The 24,317-nt window shown below is 53.4% G+C and carries 19 protein-coding genes, 1 tRNA gene, 1 pseudogene and 1 riboswitch; of the genes and pseudogenes, 11 read left to right on the top strand and 10 right to left on the bottom strand.

The window, feature by feature from the left end; translation table 11 throughout:
• Nucleotides 1-103: 103 nt before the first annotated feature.
• The 4 genes from Pla100_RS11380 to Pla100_RS11365 form a co-directional block, all read right to left on the bottom strand.
• Nucleotides 104-484 (bottom strand): hypothetical protein, encoded by a 381-nt coding sequence (locus Pla100_RS11380; protein WP_231602964.1) that lies wholly within the window; start codon nucleotides 482-484, stop codon nucleotides 104-106.
• Between the two features lie 108 nt (nucleotides 485-592).
• Entirely contained in the window at nucleotides 593-1,477 is an 885-nt protein-coding gene (locus tag Pla100_RS11375; RefSeq protein WP_231602963.1) for a potassium channel family protein, read from the bottom strand.
• A 159-nt stretch (nucleotides 1,478-1,636) separates the two neighbouring features.
• Nucleotides 1,637-1,915, bottom strand: coding sequence for a metal-sensitive transcriptional regulator (locus Pla100_RS11370; RefSeq protein WP_145283216.1), 279 nt, complete (start codon nucleotides 1,913-1,915; stop codon nucleotides 1,637-1,639).
• Nucleotides 1,916-1,992: 77 nt separating this feature from the next.
• Entirely contained in the window at nucleotides 1,993-3,507 is a 1,515-nt protein-coding gene (locus Pla100_RS11365) for a multicopper oxidase domain-containing protein (protein ID WP_146577829.1), read from the bottom strand.
• A gap of 50 nt (nucleotides 3,508-3,557) precedes the next feature.
• On the opposite strand from Pla100_RS11365, the gene Pla100_RS11360 reads away from it, so the two are divergent.
• Complete coding sequence (locus Pla100_RS11360) at nucleotides 3,558-3,953, top strand: four helix bundle protein (RefSeq protein WP_231602962.1); 396 nt, start codon at nucleotides 3,558-3,560, stop codon at nucleotides 3,951-3,953.
• A 37-nt stretch (nucleotides 3,954-3,990) separates the two neighbouring features.
• Here the strand turns inward: Pla100_RS11360 and Pla100_RS11355 are convergent, their stop codons facing one another.
• Complete coding sequence (locus Pla100_RS11355) at nucleotides 3,991-5,442, bottom strand: TolC family protein (RefSeq protein ID WP_231602961.1); 1,452 nt, start codon at nucleotides 5,440-5,442, stop codon at nucleotides 3,991-3,993.
• A 222-nt stretch (nucleotides 5,443-5,664) separates the two neighbouring features.
• Complete coding sequence (locus Pla100_RS11350) at nucleotides 5,665-8,112, bottom strand: heavy metal translocating P-type ATPase (protein ID WP_146577828.1); 2,448 nt, start codon at nucleotides 8,110-8,112, stop codon at nucleotides 5,665-5,667.
• Between the two features lie 117 nt (nucleotides 8,113-8,229).
• Between Pla100_RS11350 and Pla100_RS11345 the strand changes: the two genes are divergently transcribed.
• The 4 genes from Pla100_RS11345 to Pla100_RS11335 all read left to right on the top strand — a co-directional run bounded on the left by Pla100_RS11345 (nucleotide 8,230) and on the right by Pla100_RS11335 (nucleotide 11,689).
• Nucleotides 8,230-8,562, top strand: a complete 333-nt coding sequence (locus tag Pla100_RS11345) for a four-helix bundle copper-binding protein (protein WP_146577827.1) — start codon at nucleotides 8,230-8,232, stop codon at nucleotides 8,560-8,562.
• Between the two features lie 439 nt (nucleotides 8,563-9,001).
• A complete protein-coding gene (locus Pla100_RS30685) occupies nucleotides 9,002-9,172 on the top strand; it encodes a hypothetical protein (RefSeq protein WP_231602960.1) in 171 nt (56 codons plus the stop codon).
• 8 nt (nucleotides 9,173-9,180) lie between these two features.
• Nucleotides 9,181-10,086 (top strand): hypothetical protein, encoded by a 906-nt coding sequence (locus Pla100_RS11340; protein ID WP_146577826.1) that lies wholly within the window; start codon nucleotides 9,181-9,183, stop codon nucleotides 10,084-10,086.
• A gap of 145 nt (nucleotides 10,087-10,231) precedes the next feature.
• Entirely contained in the window at nucleotides 10,232-11,689 is a 1,458-nt protein-coding gene (locus tag Pla100_RS11335; RefSeq protein ID WP_146577825.1) for a hypothetical protein, read from the top strand.
• 366 nt (nucleotides 11,690-12,055) lie between these two features.
• On the opposite strand, the gene Pla100_RS11330 is transcribed toward Pla100_RS11335, so the two are convergent.
• The 3 genes from Pla100_RS11330 to Pla100_RS11320 form a co-directional block, all read right to left on the bottom strand.
• Nucleotides 12,056-17,140 carry an NACHT domain-containing protein gene (locus Pla100_RS11330; protein ID WP_146577824.1) on the bottom strand — a complete coding sequence of 1,695 codons (5,085 nt, stop codon included), beginning with the start codon at nucleotides 17,138-17,140 and terminating at the stop codon, nucleotides 12,056-12,058.
• Between the two features lie 452 nt (nucleotides 17,141-17,592).
• On the bottom strand, nucleotides 17,593-18,009 hold the full coding sequence (locus Pla100_RS11325; RefSeq protein ID WP_146577823.1) for a hypothetical protein: 417 nt from the start codon (nucleotides 18,007-18,009) through the stop codon (nucleotides 17,593-17,595).
• Nucleotides 18,006-18,428, bottom strand: coding sequence for a hypothetical protein (locus tag Pla100_RS11320; protein WP_456238270.1), 423 nt, complete (start codon nucleotides 18,426-18,428; stop codon nucleotides 18,006-18,008). The genes Pla100_RS11325 and Pla100_RS11320 overlap by 4 nt, the downstream gene beginning before the upstream one ends.
• Before the next feature lie 305 nt (nucleotides 18,429-18,733).
• Here Pla100_RS11320 and Pla100_RS32570 point away from each other — a divergent pair.
• The 3 genes and pseudogenes from Pla100_RS32570 to Pla100_RS11300 form a co-directional block, all read left to right on the top strand.
• Nucleotides 18,734-19,201 (top strand): annotated as a pseudogene (locus Pla100_RS32570) (SPFH domain-containing protein); the annotation flags it as partial.
• A 177-nt stretch (nucleotides 19,202-19,378) separates the two neighbouring features.
• On the top strand, nucleotides 19,379-19,552 hold the full coding sequence (locus tag Pla100_RS31555; protein ID WP_231602958.1) for an SPFH domain-containing protein: 174 nt from the start codon (nucleotides 19,379-19,381) through the stop codon (nucleotides 19,550-19,552).
• Nucleotides 19,553-19,795: 243 nt separating this feature from the next.
• Nucleotides 19,796-20,788, top strand: a complete 993-nt coding sequence (locus Pla100_RS11300; RefSeq protein WP_146577820.1) for a hypothetical protein — start codon at nucleotides 19,796-19,798, stop codon at nucleotides 20,786-20,788.
• Nucleotides 20,789-20,938: 150 nt separating this feature from the next.
• On the opposite strand, the gene Pla100_RS11295 is transcribed toward Pla100_RS11300, so the two are convergent.
• The gene (locus tag Pla100_RS11295) at nucleotides 20,939-21,298 is read right to left on the bottom strand and encodes a four helix bundle protein (RefSeq protein WP_146577819.1); all 360 of its coding nucleotides are present in this window, start codon (nucleotides 21,296-21,298) and stop codon (nucleotides 20,939-20,941) included.
• A 52-nt stretch (nucleotides 21,299-21,350) separates the two neighbouring features.
• On the opposite strand from Pla100_RS11295, the gene Pla100_RS30675 reads away from it, so the two are divergent.
• The 3 genes from Pla100_RS30675 to Pla100_RS11285 all read left to right on the top strand — a co-directional run bounded on the left by Pla100_RS30675 (nucleotide 21,351) and on the right by Pla100_RS11285 (nucleotide 23,647).
• Nucleotides 21,351-21,421, top strand: a tRNA-Cys gene (locus tag Pla100_RS30675).
• A 931-nt stretch (nucleotides 21,422-22,352) separates the two neighbouring features.
• Nucleotides 22,353-22,796 carry a hypothetical protein gene (locus Pla100_RS11290; protein ID WP_146577818.1) on the top strand — a complete coding sequence of 148 codons (444 nt, stop codon included), beginning with the start codon at nucleotides 22,353-22,355 and terminating at the stop codon, nucleotides 22,794-22,796.
• Nucleotides 22,797-23,142: 346 nt separating this feature from the next.
• Nucleotides 23,143-23,252, top strand: a riboswitch (SAM-I-IV-variant riboswitch).
• A 140-nt stretch (nucleotides 23,253-23,392) separates the two neighbouring features.
• Nucleotides 23,393-23,647: a hypothetical protein gene (locus Pla100_RS11285; RefSeq protein ID WP_146577817.1), complete on the top strand. Its 255-nt coding sequence runs from the start codon at nucleotides 23,393-23,395 to the stop codon at nucleotides 23,645-23,647.
• Nucleotides 23,648-24,317: the final 670 nt, after the last annotated feature.

Raw genomic sequence — 24,317 nt, 5'->3', positions numbered from 1 at the left:
GGATTGATGGCGCAGCCGACATCGACATGCACCGATTGGGAAACAGAAACATCTTCTTTTTTTGAATTGGGTCTGGCTTCGCAGGTCGAAGCAGAGCCAACCGCTAAATCTGAAGACGAACGTGCCAATCAATCAGAGAGTTGGGACGGACAAGAGAATCCGGCCGACCAAGAGCGACCGATTCGGTCTTCCAGATGATCTGCAAGAAGTCGCTGCGATCCAAGCCGCGAGGCGACGGATCGTCGCCAGAAGTTCGCGGCGGCAACCAGACTTTGGTCTCACACGAAGCCATCGCAGGGCATTCGTTCGACGTTTCGCCGTCACAGCAACTGTGCCCGACCGGCTGCGATTGGCAGCACGCATGAGGGCAAGGCTTCGCGTCGTGTGATCCTGCCCGAGCGGCCGGCGAGGACGCCAACAGCACCGCGATTACTGCAAAAGCAGCAAACAATCGAGTGGCAGGGTTGGTGTGACGACGGTTCATGGCGGACAGTTCCAAGAGCTTTCAAAGGACTCCCACTGAGGGAATCTCTTCTTTGATGCTCTTTGGATGCACGGCCCCGACGTTTCTTCACGACTTCGCGAAAAGATTTCAGGATTCTTTTAGGGGTTCGCTTCTGGTGCAAACGGCAAGCGCGTTCAGGTCGTGAAGCCACTCGGATTGCTGATCGACAAAGGCGGCTTTTAGCTTGTCCAATAAGTCGTCAGAGTCGCCGATTGACCGCGAAATCTCGATCGCCAACCGTGGGTCGGGAACGTCATACGTCGAGTGACAGATCACGAAATGCCGTTTGGTCTCCTCCAGCATCTGCATGCTAGCGTGCCAAAGCCGATCGACAGCCTCGGCACTGGCGGCGGGCCTGGCAGTATCGACCTGCCGCGCCGCTCGCATCATTGAAGAAACCTCCAAACAGAATCGCAGCATTCGGCTCATCGCATACCGCGGTTCGCTGAATCGAAAGTAATGCAGGACCGGATAGAAATGATGCGACTCCAACAAGTCCGCCATGTTCGACGACATCGTGTATAGGTCTTGGTTGACCAACGAAGGATCGCTCTCGGTCAGATACGCTCGCAAATAGCCAAGGCTGTCGCCCGTTCGTCCGGTGCGATACTCAATTTCGTTGGCAAACTGGTTGCGACGGGCCAGGGTTGAATAGACCGAAATGACATAGGCGAGAACGAGCGTAAAGAAGCTGAACCCCAAGCCGGCAGCGGTGATTGTCAAGAACTGCATCGCTGGCGTTCGCGGCACCAAGTCGCCCACACCCAATGTGGTGATCGTGAAGCCAGCGTAGTACACCGCGCTCGCAAAACCAGTATCCGTCGGTGTCGATCCGGTAGCCGTAATGCCCGTGCCGAGTTGAGGCCACACGACCAGGCTGATGCCAATCAACAGCAACGTCGCCCAACACAACACTTGCGTCACGATCAACGCCGGTCCGCAGTAAACCAAAACTCGCGGATGAGCGAACATTCGCGTTCGGACTAAAAAGTGAAAGCCACGATTGATGCCTTTCGTGATTGGGCCAACCGTTGCACGAGGATGCAGAACTGCCATGAAGGTTTCCCAGACGCCAAGGCAGGTCATCAGAAACCCGCCAGTAGTCAAGAACCAATTCATCACGCTAATTTTTCACTCGCCGTACTTCCGAAAGACCGTCATCAGCTCTTCGATCTTCTCGTCACGGTCTTTGGCACTGCCGCTCTTGATCGCCTCGCTGACGCAGGTGCGGATGTGCTGCTCCAAGACAATTTGGCCGACTTTGTTGAGTGCTCCCGTCGCGGCGGACAATTGCATCAAGATATCGACGCAGTATTCCTCATCCTCGATCATACGACCAACCGCTTCGACTTGTCCGATGACACGTCGAAGTCGGTTGTTGAGCTTCTTTTTCTCGTCGTCTGAGAGCATTCGTGGAGACTTTTAGTCAGGTTGGTTTCGCGGAGTACCCGATTTTACCCTCTAAACGGCTCCGCGGTTAGTCCGCTTCACATCATCATCTTGGGCGCAGCTTCGTATTTACCAGGGTCACCGAAACGACGAACGATTTCAGCAAATACCGCACCTTTTTCAACTGGCCGGTCGCTGTTCATTACCAACTCATACAGATCGTCTGGCAGAACTCGCAGCACGGTCATCAATCCCTTGACCGACATCGCGTAATTCGCTCGCATTCCGCGGACTTCTTTTCGACTCCAAATCGCTTTCATAAATTCCTCGGACATCTCCATGCCCTGCATCTTCTGTGGGTAGCCAGGCGTCGCGAATTTGTCGCTTCGTGAAGCGTCGACCTGCGGACGGCTACTGAGATTCGCGAGGTACTGATCGACCGAAGCGTCATCGCGCATTCGCGGTCCCACTTGTTTGACCATGTGGTTCATCATGTGATGGATCATGTGACAATGGAAAATCCAATCGCCGGGGTTGTTGGCGATGAACTCGAAGCTTGAAGCTTGAGCGACGCCGACTAGCTCGTTGTTACGCGGAACCCAGGCACTCTTGGGTATGCGAGCCCCTTCGTGACCGGTCACCCAAAAGGTGTGTCCGTGCAAGTGGACCGGGTGGTGTTGCATTGGGGCGAAGTTCAACAGTCGCACACGAACACGCTCGCCATGTTTGCATACCAACGGAGTCGTGTAGGGGCCACTCTTGCCATTGATCGTGTGCCAATTCCAGTCCATCGACCACGAATCGCTGATCGTGTGCGTCGGCGGAATGTGAAAGTTCTGAAACAGCAATCCGAAATCGCGATCCACCGGCGGATCGAAGACTTTCTTGGGATGGACGATGAACCATCCGACTTGCCCAAACGCTTCTTGCATCGCAACATGCGAGTGATAGAAGAACGTGCCTTCTTCATGGATGTCGAACTCAAATACTTTCGTCTTTCCAGGCTTGATGGGGTTCTGTGTCAACGTGGCGGCTCCGTCATACTGAACGGGTAGCTCAAAACCGTGCCAATGCACGAACGTATCTTCCGGCAATTCGTTGGTCACGATGATGCGAACACGGTCGCCTTGCGTGACTTCGATCGTCGGGCCGGGCATGCTACCGTTGTAACCGTAGACGTTCATCTTCACGCCGGGATGGAATTCCTGTTGAACCGCCATCGGCACGAGTTCAAACACTTTCACGCCGCCATCCATCTTGTAAGGCAGCTTCGGAATGTCGGGAGCTTCAAACGGTGCCGGACCATCCTCGGCCTTGCGAAACCCTGGAACCAGCTTGCCGATGTAATAGTCCGAGTCTGGATCAAGCCCGCGACTGGGCTTGAACCGCGAGAAACCGTCGTACTCGGTTTGCACGTTCGATGAGTCCGGGATGTTTGGTTCAGCCGATGCGTTGCCGATTGGAGCGGGCATCGCCGAACCGTGATTCATTTCCTGATGGTTCATGGGCTGTTGAGCTGACGCATTTCGGCCAAGCAAGTTTCCAACGAAACCGGTGGCCGCGGCGATGGAGCCTGCTTTGAGAAACTTTCGGCGATCTTCTGGACTGGTCATGGGATAGTTGAGGGTCGAAGGTTGAGAGTTGAAAGATGGAGGTATAGGTTGTGGTAGTTGTTTATTTTCTTTACGCTACGGGAGCTGTTGTGATGTTTGGTTTTGAGAAGTTGGATGTTTGGTCGAAGTCAATGGATTTGGCGGATGTGGTGTATCGACTGACGAAGGATTTCCCTGATTACGAGCGATTTGGTTTGGCGAATCAGATGCGAAGAGCGGCTGTCTCCGTTTCGTCCAACATCGCTGAAGGAAGTAGTCGAGAATCAAAAAAAGATTTTGCCAGATTCATACAACTCGCATTCGGCTCGCTGATGGAAATTGTCTCACAACTGCATATTGCCCAGCGACAAGGGTTCATCCCCAAAGATGAAGCCAATAAGCTATACGCACAGTCCAAAGAAATCTCCAAAATGCTAAGCGGCCTCAAACGAAGCCTCGAACAATAACTCAAGCTTTCAACCTTCGACTTTAAACTATCAACTCTCACCGAGGTTTGGCAACCGCGTCGATGTGACCCGGCGGCGTCGGGCCGGGTGCTGCCATCAATCCGCCGTGCAGTAGGTATCCTCGCACGAGCACTTCGTTGGTGCGAACTTGTTCGAGTTGTTGCACACGTGTCAGGCGCGAATCGAAGTAGTCCATCTGTGCGTCCAGAACCGTCGGCCAATCAACTCGGTTTGCTTTGTAGCTTTCGAGCAATTCTTGGTATGCCAATTCGGCTTCGGGAATGATCACCCGATCGTATTCCGTTGCGATTTGCAGTGCCGTCAGATATTGCTGATAGACGTTCGCCATCTGCTGCCCGAGCATCAACTCGGTACGGCGAATCTCTTCTTGTTGACGTCGGTAATCCAGTTGAGCTTGGCGAATCGTTCCCTGATTGCGATCGAACACGGGTAACTCGATCGACACGCCTGCCGCAGCGGTTGTTTCCTTGGCCTCAAAGTTGTATCCGGCTCCGCCTTCGGCAACGATGTCCGGCACCCACTCAACTTGTTCGCGTCGGACGGTGACACGGTCCGCTGCCAGTTTCGCTCGGGCGGCGGCAAGTTCTGGACTTTCCGTCAACACCAACGACATCGCTTCTTGATAGGAAAGCGGATCACCTTGCGGCATCAATTCGCCCGAAACAATACCGTCAGTCAGATCGACACCAACGATCGCCACCAACCGCCGGAAAGATTCGCGGTAGTGGTTCTCGGCAGTCAGCACGTCCAACCGAGCACGCTGTAGTGCGATGCTTGACTTGCGAACTTGTGGCCGTGTTGCTTGGCCTTGGTTGTAAAGCTCGCGAGCAGTGACGGCACCGTCTTCGGCCGTCTTCAACAATTCCTTTCGCAGTTCGACGATTTCGCGAGCTGCTAGCGCTCGGAAGAAATGGATGCGAACGTCATTGCACACGCGGAATTGCTGAGCCATCGCGAGGTGCTCGGAGATATGAGCGCGACGCATGTATTTCTCACGACTCAGTTTCAACTTGCCGGCGGTTACAAAACGCTGACTCACCGTCATGCCTTGAAACTCGCCCGGCGAATCCTTGTCGCCTTCGACATCAACTCCGATCTGTTCGCCGATGTAGTTCAGGATCGGGTTGGGATATAGACCGGCCTGCAATGCCTTGGCGGTCTGTGCTGAAATCTGCAGTTGAGCTTGACGGATCGTGGGATTGTTCTGAGCCGCCAACGTCAGGAAATCATCTAGCTGGTACTGTTGAAAGTCGAGTGTCGAGGGTTGAGAGTTGAAAGCCGAATCCGAGCTTTCAACTGCCGACTGCTGACTTTCAACTTTAAACCGTCGACTTTCAACTCCCTGATCGAGCTGATCAAGTCCGTACGGTGCCGATGGCACTGGCGGTGGTGGTGTATATGTGCGACCGATCGGCGAAGCCGTGCTGCCCATCGAAGGCATTTGGGCAGTGGCGGTGGAACAAAACATTCCGGCAGTCGCAATGACTGACAGTCCGGACTTAAACAAAAACGATCGCACTGAAATCACTCCTTTGATCTGAGCAGCGGCATGTCGGCTTGCTTTTCAGATCGGCAGGATACCTGCGAGGGGTATCTTTGCAGTGAACTTTCTGGAGGTCATTTGCGGAAAAGGGGTCCAGTTGTACGGTCTACCGAGCCTATGCGCTGGTCGCAAATCGACCAATCGGAACTATGTGAGCTTGGCTGCCCGCAATCTCAACGCATTCGCAATCACCGACACACTGCTAAAACTCATCGCTGCCGCTGCAATCATGGGGCTGAGCAACACGCCGAAGATCGGATACAGCAACCCAGCAGCGACCGGAATTCCCAGTGCGTTGTAAATGAACGCGAAGAACAGATTCTGACGAATGTTGCTCATCGTTTTGCGGCTTAAGTTCGCCGCCGCAGCCACACCGCGCAGATCGCCGCCGACAAGCGTGACACCAGCGGACTCAATCGCAACGCCTGTCCCCGTGCCCATGGCGATGCCAACGTTCGCTTCGGCGAGTGCCGGAGCGTCGTTGATCCCATCTCCACACATCGCAACTGTCTTGCCTTCCTTCTTCAACTTACGAACGAAGTCATGCTTTTCCTCGGGCGAAACGCCAGCATGAAACTCGTCGATGCCCAGCTTTGTCGCCACGGCTTTCGCAGTCGGCTCGGCATCACCGGTCAACATCACGACTTTCAATCCCAGTTCATGCAATGTCATTAGCGCTGCCGGCGTGCTCTCCTTGATCGGGTCAGTAATCGCGAGAATTGCCGCCAACTTTTTGTCGATCGCCACGAACACAACCGTCGCACCCTCGGCCTGATACGATCCCGCTTTGTCTCGCCCCGCATCGACGCCCTCGATGCCTTGTTCGTCCAACAAGTCAGCCTTGCCAATCAACACATTATGATCATCGACGCGAGCTCGAACTCCGCCACCGGTGATACTGTTGAATTCACTTGCCTCAACAAGCTGCAGTTCGTCCGCCTTCGCTCGGCGAACGACCGCCTGAGCCAACGGATGCTCGCTCTGCGCTTCGACCGCCGCAGCCAACGTCAACAAATCGTTCTCATTCCAGTCACCAAACGTTTCGACGCCTGTCACTTCCGGTCGTCCCTGGGTCAGTGTGCCCGTCTTGTCGACGACAATCGTGTCAACCTTCTCCATGACTTCGAGGACTTCAGCGTTCTTGATCAGCACGCCTTCCTTCGCACCACGGCCAACGCCCACCATCACCGACATCGGCGTCGCCAGCCCCAACGCACACGGGCAAGCAATGATCAGCACCGCAACGGCCGCTACGAACGCATGAGCCAGTTGCGGCTCCGGACCAAACACCGCCCAGCCGATGAACGCCGCAATCGAACAAACGATCACCGCCGGCACAAAGTAACGCGCGACCACATCGACCAGTTTCTGAATCGGAGCACGACTCCGCTGTGCGTCCGCAACCATTTGCACGATGCGGTTCAGAACCGTGTCACCGCCAACACCGACGGCTTCCATCACCAACGCACCGGTCTGGTTCAATGTCCCGCCCGTGATTTCGTCACCTTCCACCTTCTTCACCGGCATCGGCTCGCCCGTCAACATCGACTCGTCAACGCTGCTTGACCCGCTAATAACTTTCCCATCGACCGGAACTTTCTCACCAGGACGAACTCGCAGCCGATCGCCCTTGTGTACTGCATCGAGCGAGACATTTTCCTCGCCATCGTCAGTGATTCGGTGAGCCGTATCGGGAGCAAGCTTCATGAGTTCGCGAATCGCTCCGCCCGTCTGCTGGCGTGCTCGCAATTCCAACACTTGCCCAAGCAACACCAACGTGATGATCACTGCTGCCGCTTCAAAGTACAGAGGTGGAACACCGTTCTCGAAGAACGCCTCTGGGATCACACCGGGAAGCAACACGACGACCAAGCTGAACAGATAGGCCGCTAACGTTCCCACCGCGATCAACGAGAACATGTTCAAGTTCATCGTGCGAAACGACTTGGCTCCGCGAACCAACAAGGGCCATCCACACCAGAACACAACCGGCGTCGCAAGAGCCAACTGCAACCAGCCAAAGACGTTTTGACTCATCCAATCCGCGACCCGCAAACCCACCATCGGCCCCATCGCGATCACGAGCAATGGCACCGACAACGCAACGCCCACCCAAAAGCGAAGTTTCATGTCGGCGTACTGTTTATCTTCACCCTCGTCATCCAATGCGACGACCTTCGGCTCCAAGTCCATCCCACAAATCGGGCAATCGCCCGGCCCAACCTGCTCGATCTCCGGATGCATTGGACAGGTGTAGATCGCCTCGGGGTCTGCGGGAGAATCGCTCGCCTTGGTCGATGAGTGACCACCGCAGCACGAAGACGCGGTCGGGGGTTCTCCGATCTGAATCGCCGTTTCTCCACCGCAACAAGACGAACCGCTCGATGCCTCCTTTTGCGATCGCTTCGCCAGCACGCCCGCCGGATAATCTTGAAACTTTTTCAGGCAACCATCGCTACAAAAAACATAGTGTTTGCCCTCGAAATCCGCCGAACGGGGACTGTCTGCAGGCACCTTCATGCCGCAAACCGGATCAATTTGCACTGACGGATCGGCGACCGGCAATGAAGTCTCGTGTTTGCTGGCGTGGTCCATGATTTCTCCAGGCTGTCAAAAAGTCATTCTCCAATATACCCCGTAGTGGTATGCAAGTTGCATACCGCTTAGGCAGCGGCAACGGGGCCGCATCGACAATTTTCAAAGGAGAAACGAATGAGTACTGCAACCGCATCCATGAAAGAGTGCATTGAAAACTGCCAAGAATGCCAAACGACCTGCGCTGACATGCTTACCAGCCACTGTCTATCCGAAGGCGGCGACCACGTCGGCCAGAATCACGTCAAGCTGATGCTCGACTGCATCGCCGCTTGTGCAGCCTGCGTCGACTTCATGAGCCGAAACAGCGATCACCACGCGTTGTATTGCCGAGCCTGCGCCGAGATCTGCAAAGCATGTGCAGACAGTTGCGACAAGGTCGGCAATATGGACAAGTGCGTCGAGTGCTGCCGCAAGTGCCAAGAAAGCTGTTCGGCCATGGCGTCGTAGGATCACCAACTGGCATAGTCTTGCACTTCCACAAGCTATATAAAAGGCTGGTTGAGGTCGCACCTCTCATTACCCCTAGGAACAAGCGACCGAGACCGGTCATTTGAGCGTCTTTCTCTAGACTTCTTTAAATGAACCAGTGTTCGTATTAAACATTGACGTTGCTCGGCTGATTGTTGGGGAGTGTACGCACCGAAATGCCATAACTCTTGGGATGGGTCAGCGAGAATTTGAACAGAACGGTAGTAGATACCCTCGACCGAGGCAACGAAACAGCGATAATTACACCTGCCATCGACGGTGTTATTCGGGCGACGCGGTCCCGCACATTCCCGTGCGATAAGCGTATGCTCGTTCGTAATTCTCCGAGATACTCTAATGACATACTGTTTTGGATGGAAATCTAAGTCAGCCGTATACCTCGTCGCGGATTCCGCTGTTGAATCAAATGAATCGCCGCGTCTATCGCAATCGTCGTTTGGTGAAAAACACGCGTCACTGGAAGGACGGCAAGCGGGAAGGCACGTCCAAGAAGCTACTCTCAAACTGTACGATCTCGGTCCATGTGCGGTCACGTTTTCCGGAAGTGTCACTGCCGGTCATCGGATGATTGAACACATGAGATCCGAGATTGCTGACGGGCAAGATTCTCAGACTGCTTTTGAAAGCGCGACGCGAGACGATGCTCTCAAAAGGCAAGTCAAGGCATTGATGGCGTACACGGTTGAAAGCTCGCCAAGACTCGCCGTGTTCAACGAGGATGAAGACGGAACTGTATGTTGGAATGCAGACTCGGCACAGATTGGCAGTATAGGGGATGCTTTTCGAGATCTCACGAATAAGTGCCTCGAAGGAATTCGTTCCACTCCAGACATTTCAGCACGGCATCTCGTTCAAACACTTGCGTTAGTTCAGAGCTACGGCATCCATTCTTATTTGCTCGAAGATGGTGTTGGTGGTAGTTTCTGCGGTTTGTACGTGGATCAAAGCGGTGTTCATTGGCAACCAGACACGCTGTACGCTGTCATTGATCCCAACCTTGAATCAGTCGGAATTGTTGGTGCGTTCGCCAGACGAAACGTGTTTTGTTTGTTCAGCAGTCTCTGCGAAGCTGGGAGCATCGTTTTTGCATATCCGGAACACAATGAGTCGGGTGAACTATTTCGTCAACGATTTTCCGACGTCGTGCGAGAAGTCGAACAAAAACACGAGGAGGCCAGATTTGATTTCGTTACCGTATTCAACACGGTAAAACACGTTGTCGTGACGATTGAGATGTTAGGCCACCAAGAGCATGAGCTGCTAATGGTCGAAGCACACCCAACCGCTCCCAGGACAACGGGAGTGTTCTGGTCTCCCCCTCTGCAATCGCTGCTCGACACCATCATCGAACCAGCCGACTACGACGGCGAACCACATGATCTTTGCCTTCAGTTCTTCCCTTATCGACCACTTCGTCGAGGCTTTTCACAAGAGGAGCTAGATGAGTTACGGCGGGAGGGATTGCAGCCCAAGGTGCGTTGAAGCGAGACTCCGCGATTGCCACAAATGGTTCAGCGGCGATCATCTTGCCACCTTGGAGTCTGTCTCTGACAATCGCTGCAACCTTCTGCCATATCCTCAGAATTGATGGTCAGGCTCTTTTCGTAATCCGGGCACCAAATTGACCATGAAAACAGTTCGCAAGTCTCTTTTGGACGCTTTGACTGACTACCAGACGATGATAAAGAGCGTTTGGTTTACGATTGCGAGTACGATCGACCGAATTACTGGCAAAGATCACAGCCCTATTGCCGAGCGATTTCGCGACGAGCCGTTCTCGGCGGAGGATTCAGACTGGATTCGATGGCGTGCAGGCGTTTATGTGCGCAAGCGATTTTGGGAAAACCATTTAGCCGGATCTGAGCAAGCCCTTAGTTCCGCACGAAGCTTTCCAAATTTGGAACATTACGTCGAGGCGGCGAAATCGACAGTCATTAGCAACAATGGCTTCGACGTCATTCGCTTTAGCGATTCATTCTTGAGCAGTTGTCGCTGGACCTATGTCAATTGTTTGCTGCCCGAACCTTGCTACCAGAGCTGGACTAACGACCACGCTAAAGACCCGCTCAATCTGATAACCAGTCTCTCTGGTTGTTGCCATCCAGGGTCGCTGTTTGGGACTGAAGGGCGTCCAGGCGAGTTAACGCGGGCTGCTGGCAAGATCAGCGGTTTTCTTTTGGGCTCGTCGGAGCTTCCGTGGAAATCTTGCCGTCTCTCACAAAATGGTGGCGACGGAACATTGGATTCCTGGCGGCATCAATTCGACGTCCTAACTGATTTACAGTTTGCTGAGGCGAAAAGGTTAGCAATCCAGAATCCGCCAACGTCTCCAATTGCAGTGGAAATTCACGACGAACTTGTGTCGGGCCTGATCCCTCGCTTCCGCGACGCCGCTGACACTATGTTTGATCGAGCAAGTTTGAAACGCGTTGAGGCGTATCTTCAAAACTCTCGGAGTCAAAAATCTGACCTTGCCCCGCAGCTCGCTTCCGACGGAGAGTTTGTCGCGAAGAAGGGGGAAGAACTTGCGTTGCTTTTGGATGAACCTGAATTGACCGACGAAGTAAATGACTTTCTGGGATTAGTTCGATCTGAGACTACTGACAAAACTTGGCCGAAATGGGTGACGCTGCGAAAACGGCTTATTCATTTTTCTCGGAAAAAACGAGCGAAGTACGCAATTGGTCAATGGGAAACAGAGACTCAGTCTGGCACGGTCGTTGAGCGCCACGCGAAACCTGGCGCGATATGCAGTGAAACGATCTTGCAAACCGAACATCCAGAACGAACAAAAAACGAGTCAAAGGAAGAGTTGTTTAAGTCTGCTCTGATTCATCACCATCAATACGAGAATGGTTCGGTACTGAATTGGGAACCAATCGGATCAAATCAACTAGCAATCGCTGCCAAAATTGCCCCCTCCACGGCATCCAGCTACTTCAAAAAGTGGTTCGAGGAATATCAAGGGTACAAACGAGCTTGTCAATCACAATCGAGTCTCGTTGTGACATTGACACAGTTCGCGAACGAGAGCGTAGTTCGGACCTACGGAAGCGATCCAGACCGACACAGCGATCTTGGCTAAGCGCTAAGCGTTCGGACTGTTCGGACGAATTCCCGAATAGCCGACCATTTTTTTCAGGCGGCAATGTAGGCGTCTTCAGCTTTGTAAGCACCGCTGTTCGGACATCGTGCCCCGAACACTCTTGCTTGATTGTCCCGGCTTGATTTCGTCGGATTGACAATTCGCATCAGCAAAAATGGAAAACGAAAATGGTAAGCATTAGCTCGCACCTTTTGATCCTCGGGCTCACGATCATCACGCTATATAGTATTCACCGTGGTTTTGACGTCGAATTCATGGGATTCGGAATTCGGCTAAAAGCTTCGCAACCAAAACGTCCTCTGACGAAAAAATGAATGGCGAATTGTCAGCAGCAGCCCAAGGGTGCTAGAACTGTTCATTTGCGGGCAAGGGTGTGACAAAGTCGTCTCGCATTTGGTAGCCGATGGATGATCCTGCCTGGACAAGCCTATCCAACAAGAGCAGAACGGCACTTCTGATTTTCGGATTGCGTTTCAAACGGACAGGCTCCGCGTACAGGAAACGTTGCAACAGCAATTCCAGCGTAGACACGACTCCCGGTTTGGATCGCCACCCTTCCATCGGAACCGAGTCGACGACCTCAGCAAGTTGCACAAATGATTCTGGACATGTGCTCACGCCAACAGAGGCGAGATAGTTGACGTAGCTTTCAAGTCTTGCGACAGAAGATGGAGTTGCCGACAGCAGATCGTGAATTCTGGATTCGTTTCCTTCCAATGGCTCCCAAGGGCGGAAAAGCTTTGCCCAATTTTCAGAGAGAAAAACTGCCCTCATCAACTTTGCACCTTGGCACCCCCGCTCGTCGACGTGCGGCAACCAAGTTGCTGAGCGCATCTCGCTGGCATATAGCTCCCATGCGATCCAGAAGTTTTCTGATTCCTGCATTTCACATTGTCTTTCGATGATAGCGAGCAGCAAGAGTTCCAACTCTTCGGGATGCTGGGACGCAGCGTCAAGTATTGGAGCTAACACTCGCTCGATCTCAGACTGGTCGCATTGCAACAGAAATTGACTAAGCAACAAACGGAGTGAGTTCAGAATTTCGACTGGCGCATCACGACGCCTCCTTCGATCTGCTGCCATCAAGTCCCACCAGTGAACCATGGCGGTGGATGCGTGCAAGAACGACGGCACTGCTAACGGGTCGCGGGGAACACGCAGAAGCGCCGATAGAATCACGGGAAGCGATTCGATGTGATCTTGCGTAAACTGCCCATCGACGAGAGGTGTCTCTTCGACCGTGTCCTCGATAAATGCGTTTCGCACTTCATTCGCGATCTGAATACGGCGTTGCTCGTAGGATGGCCCTTCGCCGAACTCAGATTTCCGATGGTCCTCGACATGCTGGACTATCAGCTTTTGTTTGTAGTTGATGGCATGAACGAACCGCTCAGCCAAAGCACGATCTTTTGAGAATAGGTGCTCTCCGACTCCGATCGCGCAAGATTCGACCACTCGTTGATCGGGGTGGGTCATGGCCGAAGCAAAGCATGTCATGACCCGAGTTTGCAAATCCTTCGGGAGTGCGTAGCCAAGGAGCTTTGCAATAACATTCGCTGCCGGGATATCGCCTTCAAAAGCGTGACGTTCGGTAGCGGCCAACGGCCCCCATTCGTTTGCCGTTTTCTCTATCGCTGCACAAATCGTATTGACGCACCAGCCAAATTCTTCGGGGTTAAGTTCGATTGCGTGATCTCGCACACAAACAGCAGCGACAAATGCTGGAGCGGTCTCCGCTGGATCGTACTCGCCATCCTCAAGTCCGCTCCGAGACATTGCTGCCTGAAGCGATTCTTTCCATTTAGCCGGTTCAATTGAAGAATCGGCGTCTCGCTCAAACGCCTTCATCCCCCACATCAGTAGACCGATGCGTTGTTCCATTGACTGGTGATCTTGGTCCGCCTTGTTCGACCGGTCTTGCAGCGATTCGTCTGGAAACTCCAGCTCGAATTTGAGGTAGCGTATCGTCTGTTCTTCCGCGTCAGTATTCGATGACGCAGGGGTCGCAACATCGACTTCACTGATGGTTCGGTGCCTCAAGTCCATTCGCCGTAGGGCCATCAGCCAGTCAAGATCAGCGTCCGATCGCTTTCCTTCTTCGGGAAGTTGATCGAGGTATGTGTCGATCCTTTTTTGTATGCGTTCTCGGTCAGGGCCGAATTGCAGCTCAAACACGGCTGTTTCGATATCGCGAATTCGGTGGGGTTGTTGATTAGCGATTCGTCTTTCGTTCAGAAAAACGTCGCGTATCGGGTCGTGAGTTGGCAGGTTGAATGCGGTGGGAGGTGATGTCTGGTCGAGAGCAAAGCGATAGTGGTCCATCCACAACGATTGCGGTGACCCGAGCAGCGTGAACACCGTCTCGCGGGCAATTCGAGGATGCGCTGCTGCTACCGCGGCGACAACGGCGGCAAGTGAGCAGGAATTGCTGCCCGCCAGAATCTTAAGCAACAGATTATCGAGAAGATCGGGGGAACGTTCCGCCGCGTTCAGCAGCCAACGCTCAAGTGCCATTAAGGCCGACTGAAGAACTACCGGCCCCGTGCGGCCACGGTAGATCGTCCACAGCTCCCGATCGAACCATTGCTCAACTGTCGTGTCGTCTGGCAGTTCCATGGAAACGCGGTCAGGTCTGCTCAGATACTGGTTTGTAATCGGTCGCGTTGCGTATCGCTCGGTCCTCTCGTTGACAAACCGAATCAGCTCGTCGAGTGCCGTTTCCGGGTGAAACTGTAATAGCGAGTTGAACGGTCCATTGTAGGCACTGGCGTAGTGAGACCAACGATGATAGTCATGCGTAAGACCAAACATTGCCGACTGTTGGATTCCAACACCTTGATATCCATCTAATTCGCGCTGGTCCGCTTTTACTTCCCGCAGGAACGCTGCAAGCGTTTCGGCAGGGAAGTCCCTGCAGGAAGGAACTCCTTGAAATCCAAAGAAGATGAGCTCCAGAAAGTCGTCCCTGTCGAACACATCATCGACCTCTTCGTCATCGCGTTCAGGCGATAGTTTTGCAAGAAATCTGGCAGCCTGACAGCGAGGAAATCTGGCAATGACCCCTAGCAGACATTTCTGTTGTGCGCGTCCGGAGAAATTGTCCAACAGTGGCAGCAATGACCAAGCGATCGACACCATCGACTCGGCACCGTCCGGATAACCACCGTCTCCTTCTTCCGCCATCGAAGCTTCTTCGACAAAACCAACCAGCAGTGGCAAGTCATCTTCGCCAAAGTCCGCGATGTGCTTTTTGATCAACCCGAGCAGCGTACACCACACACGTCCCACAGGTTGTTGGATCAAACCATTCCAGCCACCGGCGACATAAGGCGGTGGCATCCTACAAGCCATTCGCGTTAAGTGAATCACTCGCCGCAACAGCGCCTTGTTTTGTGAAAAGAGCATCGTTTCATGTTCGACCAAGAAACTTGCCACGTGACTGGACTTCAAAATCGCGATGATCGTGTCATCAGCAAACCCCTGATCCACCGTCGAAGCGTTCACGACATCTGCAAAGATTTCAGCGATCTGCGTCTCCTCTGATTCGGCAAGTTCATTGAGCCACTTGCGGTAGCCTCGACGAATGGCTGGAGCTGTGCCCAAACGCTGTTGAAGTTCCAATATCTGTGATTCGCAATCCTGAAAGTGGTCTTCAATCCAATGAATGATCGCCCAGTCCTCAAGGACATCGTGTGATGGGAAAGCGAAGTTAGGACCATCGCTGCCATGGCTCAGCAGTGAGTCGTTCCGAAGGGTCATAGTGGCCGCTTCGTCTTTGCCCCTTATCGAAACCGACTCGGTTAACCGGTTTGCTCGCTCGATACATATTTCCAAGAAGACGGATTCCCGACGCCCCGGCATCCCATCGGTCTGTTGGTCATCGGCTCTTACGATTTGACTCCAAAACATCCGGCGAAATTCACGCTCGGTTGCTGGAAGACTCGTCGCGGCCTCCCATTTCATCGAAATCACTTTGCTTAGAACGAACGGACTGCGAAGTAATCGTCGCAGAGGCTCACTTGCTGCCAGTTCTCTAATGATCGGAAATTTGCGCGCAACTGCATCGACTTCGGCGTCAGTCAACTTGGGGACTTCAACGACTGAGTAACCGACGGATGTTCTTGCCAGCAAAGAACTTTGAACAATCGCACTCGAATAGTCGCGACATGTCAAAATGAGCTGCCAAGTCGGGTCGCCTTCGATCATTTGCAGCAGATGCGCAAAGGCAGCTCGGTCGGCTGCTTCGAGCAAACGTTCTACACTTTCGATCAAGACAAGTTTGCGACGTTGGCTGACGAAGATCCCGGCCAGCTCCGCGTGGTTCGCCGAAACATGGGCCGCGACGAGCGTCTCGTCGATATGCGGTCGAGCCAACTCCGAGGCACCTAAGCAGAATCCGGTACAGTCCTCGGTAATATGAACGAATACCTCTTTCGCAATCGCAGATTTCCCTGAACCTGCCGGGCCGGTGATGACGACGATTCGCGACTGTAAAGAACTGTTGAGTGCTTTCTGAACGATCTCGTCACGATCAAGGTGGAATTCTCCGTCAATCGTTGTATGAATGTTGGCAAGAATTGGCTGTGAATGTTCACGCATCCTCGTGACAATCAGTTCCTGCCGACTGTCGATTCCGCCGATCCGCTCTCGGACCGAGTGTGGCAAATCCTCTCTCCCATAGCTCTTGGCATTCTGCATGCCGTCACCAACCTCAACCAACAAGTCTTTCCATGAGGTTTCTGCATCCGCAAGCCGATCAGTCCCTTTTGCGGCAATCGCCAGCATGGCCTTCACATGGCTCTCGGACGCTTTGGTCTCTGAGGCGAGGTCGAGACTCAAGATGTGAAGAGCTTTAAGGAAAGGCCAAAGGTCTTGCCTCGATACCGCACGGCTTTCGCAAACGGACAGAATTTGACAAATGGCATCGCAGTCGCGGATCGCATCCGCATTGATCATGCCCGGTGTCAACAGGCGTCTCGCGAAGTCATAGGCGTCTCGGGAGGAGCGGGCAAGCTGCAAGAGGCTTCCGAAGTCCCCGAGCAAGCGATTCGTACCACGAAGCGTGACAACGGCAAGACGATCGGTTTCTGGATCAAATCGCGACCCGGAATTAAAGTCACCCCAAAAGTCTATGATTGTCTTGCAGCATTCAGAATCATTTGCACTGATCCGGAATGAACGTTTCACCTGACACGCCAGTCGCCGCAAACCGCCCTTCGCTGTCCGCCCAACAATGAGTGTGTCATCCGTGTCCCATCCCAAGTGCTCAGCTTGGAGGTGTACTTCTTCAACAACACAATCAATCAAGATCGGCGGAATCGAACGAACGGCCAACAATGCCAACCAGTACGCATCGGTGTGACGTTCAAATTCGTTGCCACCACCACCGGTGGAAATCGGGCTGGAGATTCGTTTTGTTGTTTTGCCCATATTCGCTGCACGCACACAAGACACGAGAAAATAAGAATTCTAGCACTCGATCGTCCTGAGCGAACCACGCCCGAAACACATCACCGCAATGAGAGACGTCATTCGGCATTTCATCAAACACAAGAACGAAGGCCGTACTTGCTCCTCACCCTGCAAAGCCGAGCCGGCGACTGATAGACTGTCGAAATTGCAATATCATGCGATACGCTCCCCTCCTCGGCCGATACATCATGACTGACGACTCTTCCACAAAGGTGCTGGATCTCTCGAAGTGGCTGCCCGATTACGAAACCCAACCGCGAAATGTCTCTGGTTCTCTGTTTGACACTCAGGTCTCGGTTAACACGATTGAGTTGAACCGAATGCGATGGATCGCAGAGACCGTTGCCAGGCTTTTGAGAGCGAGATCTGTGGCTTCTGGGCAGCGATGAGATGGTGCCGGCGGGGGCCGATCAGAGACTCAGAGATCTTTGAGTTGAAAGCTTGGCGAACCACGATCTTTGCTTGGCCCAGTTGGGTTCGGCGGCGATAGGGCGGACGTCGCGTTCGGTGAGAGGGGCTCGACCTTCGGTGTAGGCCGGCAGGTGCAGAAGCTGTTCTTGGATGTCGGGGGCGAGGCAGGTGAGGTTGAGAATTTGAGTCAGGCGGGCGCGGGTGACTTGGCCGGCTCGGGCGAGGTCGGCTTGGGTTTGGAATCGGCCGGTGAATAGGGCTCGGTCGAAGTGGATGGCCAGGGCCATGATTCGGGCGAGTCGCGGCAGTCGGCCGGCGGTGGGCCGTGGTGGGGCGGCACCGGGTCGGATGCGGCGTTCCCCGCGATCGACTTTGGCGACGTGGAAGTTGCGGCGGACGGTGGGGGCGGTTGTCATTGGGCGGTCTCCAGAAGGTTGATGTCTTGCCCCAGCGTTTTGATGCCGGTGGTTTGGAAGGTGATGTCGATGGTACCGGCGACACCATCGAAGTTGACGGTTTCAATCATGAGCTCGATCAACCGGCAACGTTCTTTTCTTGGCATCGTGTCCCACATGTCGTCGAACTGGTGCAGGGCGTCGCGGATGTCGGCGTGGCTGATGATTTCGTCGCGGGTCTCGTCGGACGATTGCTTGAGCGTGTTGTAGCGTTGCTCGCTATCAGTGATCCTTGACCGCATGATCCACTGCCCGCACCTGACACCCAACAACGTTTGCGAAGTCGCCACGGGCATGGCGGGCTGCCCAGCCAAAGTCACGCCCGCGGCGTGTAACGCTTGCCAAAACGAATCCAACCCGCGAGCGATCAACGTCGTCACGATCGGGATGGCCCTGGTCAACAAGAAGCGACGCAAGCAGGACACGCGGGAACTGCACGCGATGCTCCGCAGCTACCTGCCCGATCGCCAGTCCGAACCGACAACACTCAAGTTCGCCGACTACCGCCCCGGTCCCGGCAATGAACTCAAGAAAATGCTCGCTTGGTTCGCTCGACCGAGCGACACCTGCAACTGCGACACCCGCGCCGACACGATGAACGACTGGGGTGCCCAAGGTTGTCTGCAAAACATCGACACGATCACGGATTGGTTACTTGAAGAAGCCGAAGCACGAGGGCTGCCTCATGGAAGATTCACCCGCACCATCGCCAAGTCACTCGCCAACACTGCGATACGACGGTTCCAGAAAAAGTTCCCCGATGGCGCACCCGAGCCAGACGACGATGATCGCCACCCAACCATCTACTCAGCCAACGACCGACCGAACCCTTCCCGTTTCATTCTCTCGCCTTGGAAGGGCCAAAACATGCAGGTCGAAATGTGGACGCTTGATCGAATCAAGCCTTACGAGAACAATCCTCGCATCAACGACGACGCTGTCGCCGACGTGGTGCAAAGCATCAACGAGTTCGGTTTCCGACAACCGATCGTGGTCGACAATGAATCTGGAAGAAATTCTGACCAACCGAAACCGGTTGAGCGAAGACATTCTTTCGGACGTGACGGAGTCAGCGAATGGTTACGGTGTCGCGATTCGTCGAGCCGACGTGAAGGACTTGATCTTCCCAGGAAATCTGCAGGAGATCATGAAACGAGTGTTGGCAGCGGAACGACAAAGCCAAGCCCAGTTGGTGGAAGCACGAACGCGAGCGGAAGTCGAGCAGATCGAATCCGAATCGCGAGCGGAGATCACGCGGCGAGATGCTTCGGCGAATGCAGAAGCACTTCGGTTGCGAGAGCAAGCGGAAGCTGAGTCGTTGCGAGCGAAGGTGGACGCGGAAACGCAAGCCTACGAGCAACGAGCGAAGGCAGCAGCAGTACTGGAAGGACACCCAGCGCTGTTGCGATTGGCCGAGCTTGAAACGCTTCGTGATTTGGCAAAGAACGCCAACGCACGACTGTATCTCGATCTCGAACGAGGCCGAGTCAGTCACGATGAATAATCGTCGATGACGAATGATTCGCGAAGGATGCGAACGCATTGGCCCACGGCGCTGGTGCCGGCTTGCTTGCACTGCTGAGAATCGGTCGATGCTCCCATGACCTCGGCCACGCCGCCCCTTTCCACTGCAAGAGTACTTCGCCTAGCTGACACCAACGGAGAGGTTCGCTACAATGACACATCTAGGATGTTACAGAATCAATGGCACGCAAACACCTCATATATCCGCTCCTGGGTAAGGCAAATGCAACACAGTTTTGATCTCGATGAAGCCCGATTGCAAAAGGAGTTTGGAATGGGATGCTTGGTCATCAAGGGCGCTCACCTATGGCCACTCTCAGAGCTTGTTTGGGATGGCACGGCCAAGACGGTGGGGGCAACCTTCTTGGGCGAAACGCAAGAACCTTGGGACAAAGCAAATTTGTTGCGAATCGAAGTGTTTAAGCTCCCGCTGGCGAAAGGTGTGCTTTCAGAAAGATTGGAATGGTACACGCGCGATCGCAAGAAAAGACGAATCAAGATCGCAGACGGTCAACTCTTCGATTGGAATATGCTTCACGTGAATGGGTTCACTGAGGAGTGGGAGCAAGACGCATTCCCTCGATCCAAAGCTGAAATCATCCGTGTTTATTTAGCCAAGAAGCATGCCGTCATTTTCAGATTCCTTGCCCGGTCTGGAACGCTTCTCGACCATCCTGTATTTAAACGGGCTGTGAAGAACATACGATACGACTCATCTCTTTGGGTAACGGCTGTACCAGATATCATCGACACGAGTCCTAAGAGAAAGCGCAGTACAGAATCGCCACTAACACAAGAGCAAGAATCAGAGATGTGGATGTTTGTTCGTGCAGCCATGAAGCGTTTAAAGCTTTCCAAGATCAAGGGTACACCAGAGCGACTGAAGATCATCGAACAAGAAGTCACCGAAGCAAGGAATAACAGGAATCTGACTCATGATGAGAAAGTCGGTCTCGCGATTGAGCTTGGGAGTTTCGTGGGCCAGAGTTATTGCTGGGATTTGGAGTGGGAATGGTGCAACGTCCAGGGAAAAGAAAAAGGCGAAGCGTATTGCGTTTGCAGTCCTGAACGTGGACTAGCAATCCATCCGGTTGACTGGATTTTTGATCTAATCACAGACAAAAAACGCACGCTCAATTGTGTCCTCACGTTCAATATGATCATGGCTGGTCGCTTGCCGCCCTCCCGTTCTAATTCCTATTCTCGCATCGGTTAACCGACGCGAAAAGAACTCGCCCGAATTAATCTGAGTTGTAAATTCTATTGGCACGACGCTGAGGCCAGTTGGCAAAGCCACGGAAATCGCGACGACTACTTTTAGAGACGACTAGGGAGTCTGTAGTCCATAGTCTTTAGTCTGTAGGGATCAGGAATCGCTGCGGAGCGATTTGAGGAGCCCGTAGGTGACCTTTGACGTCTCGACGACTTTGTCGTTCAGCGTCGTGGCGAGATCGGCGGGTAAGTACTCGAGTCTCGCTGCGATGCTGAGTTGGTACTTAACTTCGCGTGAGGACGCGAACGCCATGTCGAGAAACCGGACGAAGTCCGCTTGCGACTGGCGGGCACAGCCTTCGACGATGTTCGATGCGATTGAAACAGAAGCTCGGCGAAGTTGCGACGTTAGACCGAACATTTCGTCGCGAGGAAATGTCTTGGTTGCACGGTATACCTTCAGTACCAATTCATCTGCAAGTTCAAACGCTCGGAGTTTCCGATGATCTCGCATTTCATTCCCCTGTTTTCCTGGAAACTAAAGACTAAGCCCTAAAGACTACCGCAACGCTGGAGCCAGATGGCTAGGCGGCCGGCTGCAACCCGGTTTAAGTGGGTTCGACTCCCACCAGCGTTTCTTGCTCGACCAACTGACGAATCGGAATACATCTTTGCAAAAGAACCGTCTGATTCAAAACCTTCGTTGGCCGATCACAACACAAAGTTCAACTGCCTGCTGGGAATACATGAGGAGCCTAAGGTAGCGATGTCGGGCGACCGGCTAGTGAACGGCGCCGGAGTCTCTTGTAGACGAAGGGGCCAGTCAACGATCAGCAACCGCTGAAACGGACGTTCTTACCCTCTCAACAACAACTTCGTTGGACTTTTACAAAACATGGCGACTGCCGGCTTGGAATCCATCCACCAATGATTGCGTCCAGTGAGTCTGGAGATCGTGGCAACACGATCGGTAGGTTCGATTCCTACACGTTAGTGATCTGAGTCATTACCTCGTCGCCATTTACAAAACACGACTGACTGCCGATTTGGAGTACATGGGCTTCTGTGGCCTACAAGCCTTGTGGGTTCGAGTCCCGCCTTCGATCGCAAGATCGTTGTGGTGGAATTGGAAGACACGCAGGATAGATTCTCTGATCAAGACTTCGTCAGTCGTTTTTGATCCAGCTAAAAACAACACATGGCGACTGCCGGTTCGGAGTACATGGGAGAGCGCGTCACGCGAGTGACGAGGTCGCGGGTTCGATTCCCGTCCGCTGCGAAAGCAAGTGGTAGCTCAGACAAAAACCTCTGGTCCAGAACTTCGTCGCCACGAATACACGATTGACTGCCTAATCGGACTACATCATGCGACGGTCGTGGGTTCGAATCCGAATCAATCAGACGTCAGGAGCGATGGAATAATGAGTGCACCTTTAACAGTCGGTAGCCATGTTTTTTGCTTTCGCGCGCACCAGAGATTGAGCACCATTGCCGAAGGCTCGCGTGGTAACTCAGTGGCCTGGCCCTCGAGACACCATCGAAAGGATTTCGGTTCAAGGACGATTCCCATGAGACGGTTATTGCTGATACTCGCAATGGTGTTGTTGACGACACCCATGGCGTATTCTCAGACCTCTTGGTCTAGCAGCAAGAACATTTTTGGCGGACACGACTACCGTGGCCCAGAGGACCAGCGAGTCACGAGCCGGGCCAACATATTTGGGGGATTCGATTACACCAGCTCCGATGGCAAGAATTGGACGAGCCGAAAGAATATCTTCGGCGGGCAAGACTATCGAGGTCCAAGCGGACAACGAGTGACCAGCAGGGCAAACATCTTTGGTAGCCAGGATTACCGAAGCCCAAGTGGCCAAGGAACAAGCCGACCCAATATCTACGGTGGTCAAGACTTCCGTGGATCCAGTGGACGACGCTCGACGAGCCAAAGGAACATCTTCGGCGGGCAAGACTATTTGGGCAGGCCACCAACGATCTTTGGTGGGAAGAACTAGCCACAGTCTAACAAACTGATCTGGTCAAACTTGAACGCATTCGGCAACCTCCCGGAGCTCCTAGAAAACGACGCATCCCGCTTCGTCCGCGAAGTGGATTCCGTCGAACTGTAAGTCGAAAGACGAGCAAAACCGAAACGCCCGCGGCGGAGTGATCCGTCGCGGGCGTTTAACTTTTTGATGCAAGTTTACGAATTGGTGCGCCCCTTTGGTGCCCCAATGCAGCCTAGTAAGTTGGCGGAGAGGAAAACCCAGCACGGGGATTCCGATCATTCGGGTCTGGTCACTGTCGTTCCCGTGGCAGCAACCAGGTTGCAAGTCTGCGTGCTGGATTTTCTTCTCCGCTATTTTTCATGAAGAGAAGGGCTGACGCCCTCGCCAACCTGTCCAGTCCGGGCAAGGTGGATTCCGCACTCTCGCGGACATGTGGCCATCTTGGCAACCATTCGGACCAAGCCAGTGCCACCGAGCGTCATCCTTCCATGCCTATTTGACGGAAGGTTGAGAGATGACGGCGAAAACAAGCGGGTGAACTCGCATGAAATCTAGCGAATTGAAAAACTCAACAATCTGAAGAAAAGTCAACGGATACTCAAATGAAACAAGAAGATCAGAAACGACTATACGCGGCGGTGAGAACCATGCGTGACATGCAGTCAGAACTGGAGCATCTCAGTGATCGGACGGATCAAAAGTCAGCTGAGCGACGAGCAGAACTGATCGATGAACTGATGACGATGAGCATGGGAATCGGCCCGCTGCGCAAACAGATGGCAACGAAACCACCAAATCGAGACTCCCCGATTCCTAGCCGGCGATTCGATGGTGTGATCTTGTTGGCATGCCACTGATCGATTCTCACAAACTTTCCACGTTCTAAAAAAACGGAGCAGCACTTTGCAACAACGAATGAAAACCTTTTACGATCCACGGATGTCCTATCCGTCTGTCAAGAAGGACTTGGCGGGTTGTTGAATAGCTACTCGCCAAGAGCAGCATAGTCCTCCCGTAAACGAAAAGCGTGCGGTCTGCCCGCACAGGCAAGGTGCCGATCAGCGTCTGCACGCATCGAACCAATTGAAGCCCAATTCTCGATTCAATCCAGCGATCGGCGTTCGATTGAAGGATCGACTTCCACAAATCGCTGAAGCAATCCCATCCACACTGCCTTGGGTTTCGTGTGAATGCAGTTTTTGCACAGGGCGCTCCTGGAAGGATGAAATCCCCACACTTTTTGAACCATCCGCTGGGATCTAGCCAATATCAACGCCCGCCACATTTCCCATTCCTGAATTTCTTACAAAAACAACTTGCGTTTTGTAGCTTTGTGTGCAGCAACTAGATATTTTTGTGTGCGGCCCCTCCAATAAACTGTTGTTAACCGCTGATTCGATGGGCTGGCGCGGTACTGCCGTCGCTTGTGATGTCTAAATTCATGCACCCTCGGTCCGGTGCGGTCAGTGTTTTCTTAAAGAAGTTCTAGCATGGCAAACCGCTTCACTAGGGGTAAACGTTTCAAGA

Origin of the sequence: Neorhodopirellula pilleata (assembly GCF_007859915.1) — a bacterium.
Lineage (GTDB): Bacteria > Planctomycetota > Planctomycetia > Pirellulales > Pirellulaceae > Rhodopirellula > Rhodopirellula pilleata.
Note: the sequence above shows the minus strand (reverse complement) of the source record. Positions and strands in the feature narration are given on the sequence as shown.